The sequence below is a fragment of the Bacillus paralicheniformis genome, assembly GCF_001042485.2.
Classification (GTDB): Bacteria; Bacillota; Bacilli; order Bacillales; family Bacillaceae; genus Bacillus; species Bacillus paralicheniformis.
Genome location: NZ_LBMN02000004.1, coordinates 415,914 through 430,239, shown reverse-complemented (window position 1 = coordinate 430,239; position 14,326 = coordinate 415,914). Strand labels below are relative to the sequence as shown.

The 14,326-nt window shown below is 46.1% G+C and carries 13 protein-coding genes; 1 reads left to right on the top strand and 12 read right to left on the bottom strand.

The window, feature by feature from the left end; all coding sequences use genetic code 11:
* Positions 1-49 precede the first annotated feature (49 nt).
* The 10 genes from ACH97_RS04400 to ACH97_RS04355 all read right to left on the bottom strand — a co-directional run bounded on the left by ACH97_RS04400 (position 50) and on the right by ACH97_RS04355 (position 10,833).
* Positions 50-1,006: an AEC family transporter gene (locus ACH97_RS04400; RefSeq protein WP_020453282.1), complete on the bottom strand. Its 957-nt coding sequence runs from the start codon at positions 1,004-1,006 to the stop codon at positions 50-52.
* A 177-nt stretch (positions 1,007-1,183) separates the two neighbouring features.
* Entirely contained in the window at positions 1,184-2,887 is a 1,704-nt protein-coding gene (gene malS / locus ACH97_RS04395) for an oxaloacetate-decarboxylating malate dehydrogenase (protein WP_025810638.1), read from the bottom strand.
* A gap of 339 nt (positions 2,888-3,226) precedes the next feature.
* Positions 3,227-3,811 carry a thymidine kinase gene (locus tag ACH97_RS04390; protein ID WP_020453284.1) on the bottom strand — a complete coding sequence of 195 codons (585 nt, stop codon included), beginning with the start codon at positions 3,809-3,811 and terminating at the stop codon, positions 3,227-3,229.
* A gap of 78 nt (positions 3,812-3,889) precedes the next feature.
* Complete coding sequence (gene rpmE / locus ACH97_RS04385; RefSeq protein WP_003186051.1) at positions 3,890-4,090, bottom strand: 50S ribosomal protein L31; 201 nt, start codon at positions 4,088-4,090, stop codon at positions 3,890-3,892.
* A gap of 127 nt (positions 4,091-4,217) precedes the next feature.
* Positions 4,218-5,501, bottom strand: a complete 1,284-nt coding sequence (rho, locus tag ACH97_RS04380) for a transcription termination factor Rho (RefSeq protein WP_003186053.1) — start codon at positions 5,499-5,501, stop codon at positions 4,218-4,220.
* 450 nt (positions 5,502-5,951) lie between these two features.
* Entirely contained in the window at positions 5,952-6,917 is a 966-nt protein-coding gene (glpX, locus tag ACH97_RS04375; protein WP_023857065.1) for a class II fructose-bisphosphatase, read from the bottom strand.
* Between the two features lie 66 nt (positions 6,918-6,983).
* Positions 6,984-8,273, bottom strand: a complete 1,290-nt coding sequence (locus ACH97_RS04370; protein ID WP_023857064.1) for a UDP-N-acetylglucosamine 1-carboxyvinyltransferase — start codon at positions 8,271-8,273, stop codon at positions 6,984-6,986.
* 257 nt (positions 8,274-8,530) lie between these two features.
* On the bottom strand, positions 8,531-9,166 hold the full coding sequence (gene fsa / locus ACH97_RS04365; protein WP_020453287.1) for a fructose-6-phosphate aldolase: 636 nt from the start codon (positions 9,164-9,166) through the stop codon (positions 8,531-8,533).
* A gap of 229 nt (positions 9,167-9,395) precedes the next feature.
* Entirely contained in the window at positions 9,396-10,253 is an 858-nt protein-coding gene (locus ACH97_RS04360) for a class II fructose-bisphosphate aldolase (RefSeq protein WP_020453288.1), read from the bottom strand.
* 202 nt (positions 10,254-10,455) lie between these two features.
* Positions 10,456-10,833 carry a response regulator gene (locus tag ACH97_RS04355; RefSeq protein WP_094777382.1) on the bottom strand — a complete coding sequence of 126 codons (378 nt, stop codon included), beginning with the start codon at positions 10,831-10,833 and terminating at the stop codon, positions 10,456-10,458.
* A 173-nt stretch (positions 10,834-11,006) separates the two neighbouring features.
* On the opposite strand from ACH97_RS04355, the gene ACH97_RS04350 reads away from it, so the two are divergent.
* Positions 11,007-11,537: a DUF2529 domain-containing protein gene (locus ACH97_RS04350; RefSeq protein WP_023857063.1), complete on the top strand. Its 531-nt coding sequence runs from the start codon at positions 11,007-11,009 to the stop codon at positions 11,535-11,537.
* 136 nt (positions 11,538-11,673) lie between these two features.
* Here the strand turns inward: ACH97_RS04350 and ACH97_RS04345 are convergent, their stop codons facing one another.
* Entirely contained in the window at positions 11,674-13,281 is a 1,608-nt protein-coding gene (locus tag ACH97_RS04345) for a CTP synthase (RefSeq protein WP_020453291.1), read from the bottom strand.
* A gap of 256 nt (positions 13,282-13,537) precedes the next feature.
* Entirely contained in the window at positions 13,538-14,056 is a 519-nt protein-coding gene (rpoE, locus tag ACH97_RS04340) for a DNA-directed RNA polymerase subunit delta (RefSeq protein WP_023857062.1), read from the bottom strand.
* Positions 14,057-14,326: the final 270 nt, after the last annotated feature.

Here is a 14,326-nt window from a genome sequence, read left to right as displayed (position 1 = left end):
CGCAAAAAAGCTTGCAAGGCCATAAAACGGCTTCTTGCAAGCTTTTTCATTATGCTGTAATGGCAATCAATATCGGCAGTGAAATAATTGACAGCACCGCACTGATCACAAACGCGGATGCCGTTTCTGCTTCCTGGCTTTCAAAGTTTGTAGCAATCATAGCCGCCACGGCAGATCCAGGGAATGCCACAAGCAGAACCGCTTTTGTCATGTCGGCGGAAGAAAGGCCCACGACCATCGCGATCACAAACATTAAAGCAGGCTGAGCAGCGACTTTTAATAAAGCGATGCTCAAAGCAGGCATGCTGAATTTGATTTTACGGATTCCGACAGTCACCCCGACTGCGAAAAGAGCGATACCTGAAGTCGTATTTCCGAGCATATCAAGCATTTTCTGCGGCAATTCAGGAATTTGCAGACCGAATAATACAAGAATGATACTTGCAAGCGGTGCAAAAGCGAGCGGTTCAGACAAACCGTGTAAAATTGATTTTCCTGTTACCTTCCAAATGCTGTCTGTCGTTTCCGCTTGTTTTTTAGAAGAACGGCCGACAGTTCCGACGATGATCGCAAGAGGATCAAGCATCGCATTCACGACAATTCCCGTAATCGCGATCGGAATCGCAACTTCCTGCATGCCGAACAGGCTGCCCAATACCGGAATTCCCATAAAGGCGAATGTCGGCTGAGCTGAGTTTAATGAGAACATTGAAGCATCTGTTAAATCGTACTTAAATAAAAATCGTAAAAGAAGCAAAATAATTACGTAAAATCCAACGATACCGATGACCAGTGAAATCATCAGCGGAATCTGGCTGTAAAACTTATCTTTTGGCGTTGACAAAATGCTTGAAACAAAGTGGGCCGGAAGCGCGTATTTCGTAACGAGCGTACTTACCCCTTTTGCAGATTTAGCATCATAGCTTCCAAAGTGACCCGCGAACCATCCCAGCGCAATAACAAAAAATATTGGCGCAAGGAGGATTAAAATATTTAAAAAGTCCAAGACTGTTTCCTCCTCTATGTTGTCCCTTTCAGGGACGAATTAACGGCGGCTGATAAACGCAGTCGCCCTGTTACACAGCCGTCGATCCCATTTTTCATCTTTGATTGGTGCAGCCCGGTGACAAAATATCCGGACCCGGGCTGCTGTTTCTTTTTATCGTTTCCTCAGTATTGAATATTAGTCGCGTTTTGCAACAATTGTTTGATATTCCGGACGCCACATGGCTTCGCGAACCGCCTTTTCGACATCTTCAGGCTGAACTTGAGCCACGCCGTCTTTAATGGCAGCTTTCACAACATCAATTGCCACTTGAACGGATACGTCTTGCAGGTCGTCAATTTTCGGCAGCAGGCCTGCACCCGGTTTTTCATGGTCAACCATGTTCGCGACCGCGTTTGCAGATGCTGCAAACATGCCGTTTGTGATGACTTTCGCCTTCGAAACGATTGTTCCCAGGCCTAATCCAGGGAATACGAAAGCATTATTGGATTGTCCGATTTCGTGTTTCACGCCATTGTACTCAACAGCTTCAAACGGGCTTCCCGTCGCCACAAGCGCTTTTCCGTCCGTCCATTTGAACAAGTCTTCAGGAACAGCTTCAGCCAGATGTGTCGGATTGGACATCGGCAGAATCACCGGACGTTCAGTATGAGCCGCCATCTCTTTGATAATTTCTTCAGTGAAGGCGCCGGCAACACCTGATGTACCAATCAGAATGGTAGGCTTCACTTGACGGATGACTTCCTCAAAGGAAATCTCTCCCTTTTCATTGCGTTTCCATTCTTTCACTTCTTCGGTATCGCGCAAATACGGTTCTTGGAAATCCAAAATTTGATCCATGCCTGTCGTTAATAATCCTCTGTAGTCGACTGTCCAGAATGCGCGGCTGGCTTCTTCTTCTGAAAGCCCTTCAAGCACCATGGTGTCACGGATTTGGTCAGCAATTCCGATACCCGCAGAACCAGGTCCGAAGATGACGACGCGGTGGTCTTTCAAAGACGTGCCGGTCTTTTTAACAGCTGCTAAAATCGCTGCCAGCGTGATAGCCCCTGTTCCTTGGATATCATCGTTAAATGTTGAAATTTTATGGTTATATTTACTCATAATATTGCGAGCGTTTTTATTTCCGAAATCTTCCCAGTGAAGAAGCGCATTAGGGAAAAACTTCAATGCTGTTTCGACATAAGCGTCGATAAATTGTTCGTAACGCTCACCTTCTACACGCGGATGACGGTTTCCGATATAAAGCGGATCGTTTAGCAGTTTTTCATTATTCGTTCCGACATCCAGTACGACTGGGATGACGCGGCTCGGATCGATTCCTGCTGCCGCCGTATATACTGCAAGCTTACCAATTGCAATGTTGATGCCTCCGACGCCCCAGTCGCCGATGCCCAAGATGCTTTCGGAATCGGTCGCAACGATCAAATCGATGTCATCAGCAGACGCCTGCAGGTTTTTAAACGCCGTTTCGATTCCGTCTATATCATCGATTGACAAGTAAACACCGTGCGGTCTGCGGTATTCGTGGCTGTATTCCTGAATCGCTTCACCGACAGTTGGCGTATAGACAACTGGAAGCATTTCACGCAGATGGTTTTGCAATAATTTATAGAAAAGCACTTCGTTTCTGTTTTGCAGATCGTTCAAATATACATTTTGACGAAGTCTGTCAGGTTGACGGGAAAATTGTTCATAAGCCCGTTCCGCCTGCTGATCAAGGCTGAGAACAGTCGGCGGCAGAAGCCCTTCAAGACCAAGGTGCTTTCTTTCTTCAAGCGAAAATGCAACACCTTTATTAAGCGTCGGAATGGAAAGAACGTCTTTTCCCCGCAAAGAAGTCTCCAAATATCCTTCCTTCGTTCTTCTCATGTTGTTCACACTAATTACCTTCTTTCTTAAAATATTAATGAAGTGAAATAAATACGGTAAACAATATAGAACATTTGCCTTTTTTACACATGTAGATTGTCAAATATGTAACGCGCGTTTTTGACAAAAAACTGAACATTTCTTAAAACCTATTTACTTTTTACTGACTACAGTAAGTCATTTTATGCCTGACTTTGTCAAAATTCAAGCGATGAAAATTAGTTAATTTTTTCGTATTCTTAATTAAGTTTTTTAATTACATTAATTCCTATAAAAAGGATTCAATAAAAAAAACACTTGTTTTTACCAAGTGTTTTTTGCGTGAAAATCTTATGTGTTTGTCCGATTTCATTTTGGCTTTCCAGGCACTTCATGATGGTGGCGGCAGCGTGCTTCATATGCTTCGGAAGCCCCCACCAAAATGACCGGATCGTCATAAGAAGCAGGTTTTCCATTGATCAGCCTCTGCGTACGGCTGGCCGGAGATCCGCAGACAGAGCACACCGCTTGCAGCTTCGTCACCGTTTCCGCTAAAGCCATAAGATCTGGCACGACACCGAAAGGCTCGCCCCGGAAGTCCAAATCAAGACCTGCTGCAATCACACGGTAGCCCTGATCAGCCAGAGAAGTTAACGTGCCGACAATCGATTCGTCAAAAAACTGGACTTCATCGACGCCGATGACATCCGTTTCTTTGCTTATGTATTGAAAAATTTCTTCCGGAGATGCGATGGCATGGCAAACAATGGATGTCCCATTATGCGAAACAACCGATTCACTGCTGTAGCGATTATCAATGGCTGGTTTAAACACTTTGACTTCCTGTCTCGCAAACGTTGCCCTTTTGATCCGGCGGATAAGCTCCTCTGACTTGCCCGAAAACATGCTTCCGCATATGAGCTCAAGCCATCCGCTTTGCTTCATGATGTACATCCGACTAACTCCTCTCCAGCGATTATTGCAAGTAAAAAAACAGGCAAGAAAAATCCTGCCTGTTTATCATATCTATTATTACTTAAGACCGTATTTTTTGTTAAAGCGATCAACACGACCATCAGCAGAAGCGAATTTTTGGCGGCCAGTGTAGAACGGATGGCATTCAGAACAAATCTCAACGCGTACCTCTTCTTTTACTGAACCTGTTTCAAATTCGTTTCCACAAGCGCATTTGACTGTTGCTTTTTTGAACTCAGGATGAATTCCTGCTTTCATATCTGTCATCTCCTTCCGCCCTGAATCCAATTCGGAAACAGAGTTATTATTCCGGGACAAAACCTCCGGAACGCACATGATAGAATTATAACAGCGATTCGGACGTTTTGCAAACTAAAGTTTTAAATCAGCGCCTTGCAGCCGACATATTCGCTTGCTTCCATTCCTGGATCAGAATATCGAAAAACTCCTGATTCGTTTTCGTCTTTTTCATTTTTCTCATGAACTTTTCGACGAAATCAGGCGTGTCAGACATCGTTTTCCGGATGGACCACAGACGGTCAAGGTGCTCTTTCGGAACGAGAAGTTCTTCTTTACGCGTACCCGAACGGCGAATATCAATGGCAGGAAAGATTCTTCTTTCCGCAAGAGAACGGTCAAGATGAAGCTCCATGTTCCCTGTCCCTTTAAATTCTTCATAAATGACGTCATCCATCCGCGAGCCCGTGTCGACAAGCGCGGTCGCCAAGATCGTTAAGCTGCCGCCCTCTTCGATGTTGCGGGCTGCTCCAAAGAAACGCTTTGGACGGTGGAAAGCGCCGGGATCGATTCCCCCTGACAACGTTCGGCCGCTCGGTGGAATGACTAGGTTATAAGCGCGGGCAAGCCTTGTAATGCTGTCCATTAAAATGATGACGTCCTTTTTATGTTCGACAAGCCTCATCGCACGTTCCAAAACAAGCTCGGCCACCTTGATGTGGTTTTCAGGCACTTCGTCAAACGTGGAGCTGACGACGTCTCCTGCAACCGAACGTTCGATATCGGTCACTTCCTCAGGCCTTTCATCGATAAGAAGCACGATCAGCTCCGCCTCCGGATGGTTGGTTGTGATGCTGTTCGCGATCTCTTTCAAAAGCATGGTTTTACCTGCTTTAGGCGGAGCGACGATCAGACCGCGCTGTCCAAATCCGACCGGCGCCATCATGTCCATGATCCGTGTTGACAGGTGATTCGGTTTCGTTTCAAGCACCATCTGGCGGTCTGGATAAAGAGGCGTTAACGCTGGAAAGTGCACGCGCTCTTTTGCCGATTCAGGATCGTCGCCGTTAACCGCTTCAACATGCAGAAGGCCGTAATACCGTTCGTTTTCTTTTGGAGGACGGACCTTTCCGGACACTTTGTCACCGTTTCTCAAATCAAAACGGCGGATTTGCGAAGCGGAAATATAGATATCCTCTGAACTAGGGGAGTAATTGATCGGTCTGAGAAAGCCGAACCCTTCAGACTGGATGATTTCCAATACGCCTTCCATGAACAGCAGATCTTCCTGTTCGGCGTTCGCTTTCAGAATGGCAAAAATCAGTTCCTTTTTTGTCAGTTTGCTGTAATAAGAGACTTTATAATGCCTTGCAAGCTCATACAGCTCTTTTAATTTCATATTTTCCAAAGATGAAATGGATACATCTTTCACTAAGAACACCACTCTTTTCTAATCGAATAATTTACTTTGTCTCATCAAATTCATGAAAGACGCTTGATTATACTGCCGATTCGTTTACCGGCAACGCTTCTACCCATATATATCGACGTATTGAAAAGGATTATAAGTATGAGTCGAGAAAGAAGCGAGGACTTAACAAGAGAAGATAATCGCATATCTGATAGATGCGGCAGGATTTTGGCTCTCTAAGAACCAACATGTGCAGAAAATTTCGCAGCACTCTTTAGTTTTACCCCATTTGTCGTACATATTCAACTTCATTTACGATTTGACATGAAATTGATAGAGATGACCCTGTTTTGAAAATGCCTTGACATAAAGAAGAAAAGCCGTTAGCTATTGTATCAGAGTATGAACCTTGATTCAATTCGTGAAGTGAAATACAAGGGAAAAGCGGGTCATCTATATCCCCGCTTTTTCTTATGGCCGGATGACCAGGTTAGGTTTTTTCTTGAGACTGTGTCTTCCGTCCACAAACCGCACCGTACCGGATTTCGCTCTCATGACTATACTGTGGGTCGTTCCAACAGATCCTTTGAATTGCACGCCTTTCAAGAGCTCTCCGTCTGTGACACCGGTTGCAGCAAAAATCGCGTCGTCTCCTTTGACGAGGTCTTCCATGCGGAGCACTTTGCCCGTATCAAGCCCCATCTTTTCACAGCGTCTCAGTTCTTCTTCGTTTTGAGGAAGAAGCTTTCCGTGAATTTCTCCTCCGAGAGCTTTGAGTGCGACAGCAGACAAGACGCCTTCCGGAGCTCCTCCTGAGCCGAATAAAATATCGACGCCTGTATGATCAAAAGCGGTGTTAATGGCACCGGCCACGTCCCCGTCGTTGATCAGCTTGATTCGGGCGCCTGCTTCGCGAAGCTCATGGATGATTTCCTCGTGCCGCGAACGGTTCAAAATCGTGGCTACGACATCTTCTACATCTTTATTTTTTGCTTTTGCCACAGCTTTTAAGTTATCAATCACAGGCGCTTCAATATCGATGCAGCCGACAGCTTCAGGACCTACAGCGATTTTATCCATATACATGTCAGGCGCATTCAGCAAGTTTCCGTGATCAGCCACAGCAATGACTGCGAGTGCGTTCCATCCGCCGCTTGCGACGATGTTCGTCCCTTCGAGAGGATCTACTGCTACGTCTACGCGAGGGCCGTAGCCGTTGCCGAGCTTTTCTCCAATATAAAGCATCGGCGCTTCGTCCATTTCCCCTTCTCCGATTACGACCGTTCCCTTCATAGGAATGGTGTCAAATACATCCCTCATGGCGCTTGTCGCAGCGTCGTCGGCCTCGTCCTTTTTACCTCTACCCATCCAGCGCGCTGACTTAAGCGCAGCCGCTTCTGTCACACGCACCAGTTCCATCGATAAGCTTCTTTCCATTCCTATCTAATCTCCCCTCACCCGTATGAAATCGTTTTATGTTTGATCTATCACAGCATTTGTCCATCAGGAATTTTGCAGCTGTTCAATTTCCTGGTCTGTCAATTTTTCGCGCCAGACAGTGGCCCCAAGCTTTGCCAGCTTTTCTTCAAGCTGGCTGTAGCCTCTGTCAAGGTGCTCCAAACCGGTGATTTCCGTGACTCCTTCCGCCATTAGACCCGCAACAACGAGACACGCTCCCGCCCGCAGATCGCTCGCTTTCACCTTGGCGCCCTGCAGAGGAACGGGACCGGTAATAATCGCCGATCTGCCTTCGACCTTCATCGACGCGCCCATGCGCCTCAGCTCGTCAATATGTTTGAAGCGGGCGGAATAAATGGTGTCAGTGACGACGCTCGTCCCGTTTGCCTTCGTTAAGAGCGATGTCATCGGCTGCTGCAGATCTGTCGGAAAACCGGGGTATACGAGCGTTTTTAAATCGACGGGTTTCAGCTCTTTCTGTCCGCCGACCATTAAAATCTGCTCGCTGCTTTCTTCGATTCGAACTCCCATTTCGCGGAGCTTGGCGATTAACGATTCCAAATGCGTCGGAATCACATTATCAATCAGCACTTCTTGTCCCATGGAAGCAGCTGCGATCATGAAAGTGCCGGCTTCGATCCGGTCCGGAATAATCGAGTGTCTGCACCCGTGAAGCGACTCAACGCCTTCGATGCGAATGACATCCGTACCGGCACCTTTTATTTTTGCTCCCATGCTCGTTAAAAGGGTCGCAACATCGATAATCTCAGGTTCTTTCGCAGCATTTTCAATTACGGTTCTGCCTTTGGCAAGCACGGCGGCAAGCATGATGTTGATCGTTGCTCCAACACTGACGACATCAAGATAAATGCGCGCGCCTTTTAATTCCTCCGCACGCAGATAGATCGCACCCTGTTCGTTCGTCACTTCGGCTCCGAGCGCCTCGAAACCTTTGATATGCTGATCAATCGGTCTCGGACCGAGGTGGCAGCCGCCTGGAAGGCCGATGACCGCTTTCTTAAAGCGTCCGAGCATCGCGCCCATTAAGTAATAAGAAGCCCGAAGCTGTTTCACTTTTCCATTCGGCAAAGGCATGCTGATCATCGGCGCAGGATCAACGACCATTTCTCCCTTTTCAAAGTGAACGTTTCCGCCGATCTCTCTCAGCAGATCGCGCAGCGTCAAAATGTCTGAAATATGGGGAAGGCCTTCAAGCGTAACCGTCGAATCAGCCAAAATCGTCGCGGGTATGAGAGCGACAGCGCTGTTTTTCGCTCCGCTTATATGTACTGTGCCATTGAGAGGATCGCCGCCGGCTATATTTAACTTTTCCATGATCGTCTCCTTCCTTAAAGAAGATAGCTAATGGAGCGCTTCATAATGAGATTTCCTTCAGACTCAAAATAAATGGTTCATTTCAAAATCTATCCAATTAAAAGAGAAAGAATACAACACATTTTAAATTTATCGGGAAGAAAAGTAGCGAAGCAGACTGCGGCAAGGTTCTCTTCTGCAAAACATTCATTTCTCTTTGTAAGACAAAATGGTGACAAACGGAGGGAGCCCCTCCACTTGCCACCCACATGAAGCAATTATTTATTCCAGTCAGCTAAAAACTGTTCAATCCCTTTATCAGTCAGCGGGTGCTTTGTAAGCTGATGAATGACTTTGAGAGGCATCGTACCGATATGCGCTCCCCTTAGCGCGGCTTCAGTCACATGCTGCGCATGGCGGATGGACGCGGCGATGATTTGCGTGTCCAAACCGTGCACATCGAAAATTTGTTTAATTTCACTGATCAAATCGAGGCCGTTGTGGCCGATATCGTCAAGGCGTCCCAGGAACGGGGAAACATACGTAGCTCCTGCTCTTGCGGCAAGAAGCGCCTGGTTTGCGCTGAAGATCAGCGTGACGTTCGTTTTAATCCCGAGATCGGTTAATGCTTTAACAGCTTTCAGGCCGTCAGACGTCATCGGAATTTTCACCGTAATATTCGGCGCGATTTTCGCAAGCTCTTTTCCTTCTTCAATCATCTCTTCAGCCTTCAGAGAAATAACCTCGGCGCTGACTGACCCAGAAACCACTTCGGTAATTTCACGCAGACGGTCATGAAACGAAATGTTTTCTTTTGCTACTAAACTAGGATTTGTCGTAACTCCTGCAAGCACGCCGAGAGCGTGTGCCTCTTTGATTTCGTCTAAATTTGCAGTATCAATAAAAAACAGCATATTGATAAAACCTCCTGTCATGAAAATGTCTGAACTGTGGAACATGTTTGCGCTTTCCGGATGATATGGATAAAACCGCCTGTCGCTATCAGGCGGCTTTTTTGACTGAACGGGAAGCAAAAGAGCCTCATGCCGTCAAAGGCATGTGTTAACAGCACTTCCCTAAAACATCAGAAAAACATCCTGTTCCCCCGGCTTTGCGGGAAAACAGATGCTTTTCCAATCGTCATTATGCTTTGTTTGAAGAACCAAATTCACGCATTTTGCCGATCACTGTTTCTTTGATAGCTTCGCGTGCAGGTCCGAGGTATTTGCGCGGATCATACTCTTCAGGCTTCGCAGCAAGCGTTTCGCGAACAGCTTTCGCAGAAGCGATTTGGTTTTCAGTGTTGACGTTGATTTTTGCCGTACCTAAAGAAATAGCTTTCTTGATGTCGGCAGTCGGAATGCCTGTACCGCCGTGAAGTACGAGCGGAAGACCAGTTGTGTTTCCGATTTCTTCCATTTCTTTGAATCCAAGGTTTGGTTCGCCTTTGTAAGGGCCGTGAACAGAACCTAATGCAGGTGCAAGGCAGTCGATTCCTGTGCGCTCAACAAGTTCTTGACACTCTTTAGGGTCCGCGTAGATGACGCCTTCAGCAATTACGTCGTCTTCCTGTCCGCCTACAGTTCCAAGCTCAGCTTCAACTGATACACCGTGGAAATGAGCAAGCTCAACAACTTTTGAAGTCGTCGCAACGTTCTCCTCGAAAGGATGGTGGGAAGCGTCGATCATAACGGAAGTGAATCCCGCATGAATCGCTTTTGCACAAGATTCAAAGCTTGAGCCGTGGTCTAAATGAATCGCAACAGGTACTGTTACGTTGTATTCTTCCATCAGCGCTTTAACCATTGCCACAACGGTTTTAAATCCGCCCATATAGCGTCCTGCACCTTCTGATACACCGAGGATAACAGGAGATTTCTCTTCTTCAGCGGCTTGTAAAATCGCTTGAGTGAACTCAAGGTTATTTAAGTTAAATTGTCCGACAGCATATCCGTTTTCTTTTGCTTTATTCAACATTTCCGTCATTGATACTAAAGGCATGTCGAAAGTCCTCCTTATGTAGCCTGATTTGCTTTTGCGAAAAAAGCCTCCACACCTACCTAGCATGACCAGAAAAATCCGCCATATGTAAAATGTTTTGGTTTTTTAAAAACGTTAGATAGCTTTTCTCTACTTATATAGAATAACAATTAATCAACAAATCGGCAACATTGTGACTGTGACAACATCAAAAACTTTTCCGCTATCCGTTGGACTTTATAGGCAGATAGGTTTTAACGGCATCGCGAATTTCGTCGATGTCAAAAGGCTTCGCAAAGTGCGTCAGGGCTCCGAGCTCCTTCGATTCCTGGATCATGTCGAGCTCTCCGTAGGCCGTCATAATGATGACCCGGATCCCCTCGTCAATGACCTTCATCCTTTTCAAAATTTCAATTCCGTCCATGCCGGGGATTTTCATATCGAGCAAAACGAGGTCGGGGCGCTGGTTTTTCACAATGTCAAGCGCTTGAATCCCGTTCGCAGCCTGGAAGGTTTTGTATCCTTCTTTATTGAAAACTTCATTCAGCAGAACCCGAATCCCGTACTGGTCGTCTACGATTAAAATCTTCTCATTCATGATTTACACCTCTATATTTATAATTTTCGCCAAAATTAAGCAGTAGTTTATCTATTCTGTTTTGTTTTTCTCTTTTCCTTTAATTAAAATATTTAAGTTTGCGACATATTTAGAGGATTTTTCCCATTATTCTCTTTTGTTATATAATGATAGTCAGTAAAAAAGGAGGAGTCAGCTTGCTTAAAATTTTCACCACTCAATTGACGGGAATCTTCAACCGGATTCAAGAGGGCGAGGCCCAATCGATAGAGGACGGCGCCCGCTTGTTGGCTCAGGCGGTCATCAGTGATCATTCGGTTTATGTATACGGAAAAAATGAATTGGAAGGCATTTTGAAAGAAGCGATGTACAGTTCTGAACCGTTCCCCTCAGTCAAAGTGCTGCCGAAGAACGAAGAAAACTGGCCCGATTTTGAAATGACGGACAAAGTGCTGATGTTCTGCGCCGGTTCAGCGGATGACGAAGAGCTGAAAATGGCGGAAAAACTGTATGAAAGAGGAATCGGACTTGTTGTCGTCTCCCCTTCGGGAAAAGACGGCGCCCCGATCGCATCATTCGCCGATGTCCATATCGATTCAAAGCTGAGAATGCCGCTTCTTCCCGATGAAGACGGAACAAGGTTCGGATTTCCGTCCCTGATGGTCAGCCTCTACATTTATCATGCCCTATCCTTTACATTAAAGGAAATTCTTCAGGAATACCAATAAAACAGGGTTGCCTAAAGGAAATTAATGACGGTGGGGCCGGCCTTAATGAATATAGTACCAGTTCGGGCCGCCATTATCACCAGAAAAATCCAAAAAAGGCCTGCCGGCGTGATGTGCCGGCAGGCCTTTTTCTTTTTTACAGCTTTTCCGAAGTCTTCAGCGAAGCATGTACGAAGTCTCTGAACAGAGCCTGAGGTCTTGTCGGTCTTGACGTGAATTCAGGGTGGAACTGAGACGCGACAAACCATGGATGATCTTTAAGCTCGATAATCTCCACGAGACGGCCGTCAGGGCTTGTCCCGGAAAATACAAATCCGGCTTCTTCCATCTGCTGTCTGAATTCGTTGTTGAATTCATAGCGGTGGCGGTGGCGTTCATAGACCACTTCATTTTCATATGCCTGATACGCTTTCGACCCTTCTTGAAGCTTGCACGGATAAAGTCCGAGACGCAGTGTTCCGCCAAGGTCTTCAATGTCCTTTTGTTCAGGGAGAAGGTCGATAATCGGATACGGTGTGGAAGGATCGATTTCGGCTGAGTGCGCTCCTTCAAGACCGAGCACATTTCTTGCGTATTCAATCGATGCCACCTGCATTCCGAGGCAAATGCCGAAGAACGGAATCTTTTGTTCACGGGCATATTTGACTGTCGTGATTTTCCCTTCAACACCGCGGTCTCCGAATCCGCCCGGCACAAGAATACCATCCGCATTCTGAACAAGATCGGCAACGTTGTCTTCCGTCACTTCTTCCGCATTGATCCATTTAACCTGAATGTCTGCGTCAAACGCATAACCCGCATGGCGAAGCGATTCCACAACTGAAATGTAGGCATCCGGGAGCTCGACGTATTTACCAACCAAAGCGATTGTCACCGTTTTGGACAGACTTTTCACCTTTTTGACAAGTTCTTTCCATTCTTCCATATCGGCTTCTCTGCAATCCAGCTTCAAGTGGCTGCAGACTAAGCTGTCCAGCCCTTGTTTTTGCAGGTCGAGAGGAATGGAGTAGAGCGTATCCGCATCGCCGGCCTCGATGACGGCTTTAGGATCGATGTCGCAGAACAGCGCGATTTTATCTTTCATGTCCTGAGAAATCGGCATTTCTGTTCTCACGACGATGACATTTGGCTGAATGCCGAGGCTGCGCAGTTCTTTTACGCTGTGCTGAGTCGGCTTTGTTTTCATTTCTCCCGCCGCTTTAAGATATGGAACTAGCGTACAGTGAATGTACATCACATTGTCGCGGCCGACATCGCTCTTGATCTGGCGGATCGCTTCAAGAAACGGCAGCGATTCGATATCACCGACGGTTCCGCCGATTTCGGTGATCACGACATCAGCGCCCGTTTCTTTTCCGGCGCGGAATACACGGTCTTTAATTTCATTTGTGATATGAGGTATAACCTGTACGGTACCGCCTAAATAATCGCCTCTGCGCTCTTTTTTCAGCACCGTGGAATAGATTTTTCCTGTTGTCACGTTGCTGTATTTATTTAAATTGATGTCGATGAAGCGCTCATAGTGGCCGAGGTCAAGATCCGTTTCCGCACCGTCGTCGGTTACGAACACTTCACCGTGCTGATACGGGCTCATTGTCCCCGGGTCTACGTTGATATACGGGTCAAATTTTTGAATGGTGACATTCAAACCTCTGTTCTTCAGCAGGCGGCCGAGCGAAGACGCCGTAATTCCTTTTCCAAGCGAGGATACAACTCCTCCGGTTACAAAGATATATTTTGTCATTTCTGTACCCCTCTCTTCGATTAACGCTTATTCCTTAAAATGCTCTTTTTATGAAAAATCATTTAGATCTTTTCTAAATGATTTAAATGATAAGGAGGCGGAAAAACAAGAAAGCTCCCTTTCAATTTCTTGAAAGGGAGCTGATAGTCCGTATCACTCGAATCTCTTCGTTTTGAAGAGCCCAAAATACATACTACATAGTTCGCCTGTGAAAGTCAAGATCGATTTAAACATGAATTCCGTTCAGGCGGCAAAATTACTCCTCGTCTTCCTCTTCTTCAAAATCTTCATCATCATCGTCCAGGATCTCGTCTTCAAGATCATCCAGTTCATCATCGTCGGCTTCATCGATTTCTTCGAATTCATCGGCGGCAATGTCCAAGTCGTCTTCGACATCGTCAAGAAGAATATCATCCTCGTCGATTTCTTCGAATTCGTCAAGATCAAGATCTTCTTCAACCACTTTTTTCGCTTTTTTCTTTTTCGCTTTTACAGTCGGTTGTGTTTCTTCATCAAGCTGATCATACGGATACCAGCTGCGCAGGCCCCACGTTTGGTCTGACAGCGCCAAAAAGCGTCCGTCGATATTTAAATCTGTGTAGAACTGGGCGATGCGGTCTTCCAGCTCTTCTTTCCCCATTCCAAGCAAGGAAGCCACTTGATCTGTTAGCTCCTGGAATGTAATCGGTTTTTTGTGTTCCGAAAAAATTTCGTATGCGATTTCAACTAAAGCCATTTCCTTTAGCTGTTCCTCTGAGTATTGTTTCAAACTCATCGCCAGACACTCCCTTTCTATCTTCATGTATGTATCTACTATCTCTGTCATAGAAAATAAGCATGTAATCCCTGTCTTTACGACAAACCATACCTCTCATTATAAACAAAAGAAATCACTTTATGCCACCTTTATTCCCGTTAATTCAATAATTTTTACCTGTTGCATTGGAAATCGGCGGCAAGCGGGATTGAAACATAGAACAGCCGGGAGCGTCCGGCCCCTTGAAAACGAAAAAACTGCGTCGGCGGCCTGTCCGCCGGCAGCAGT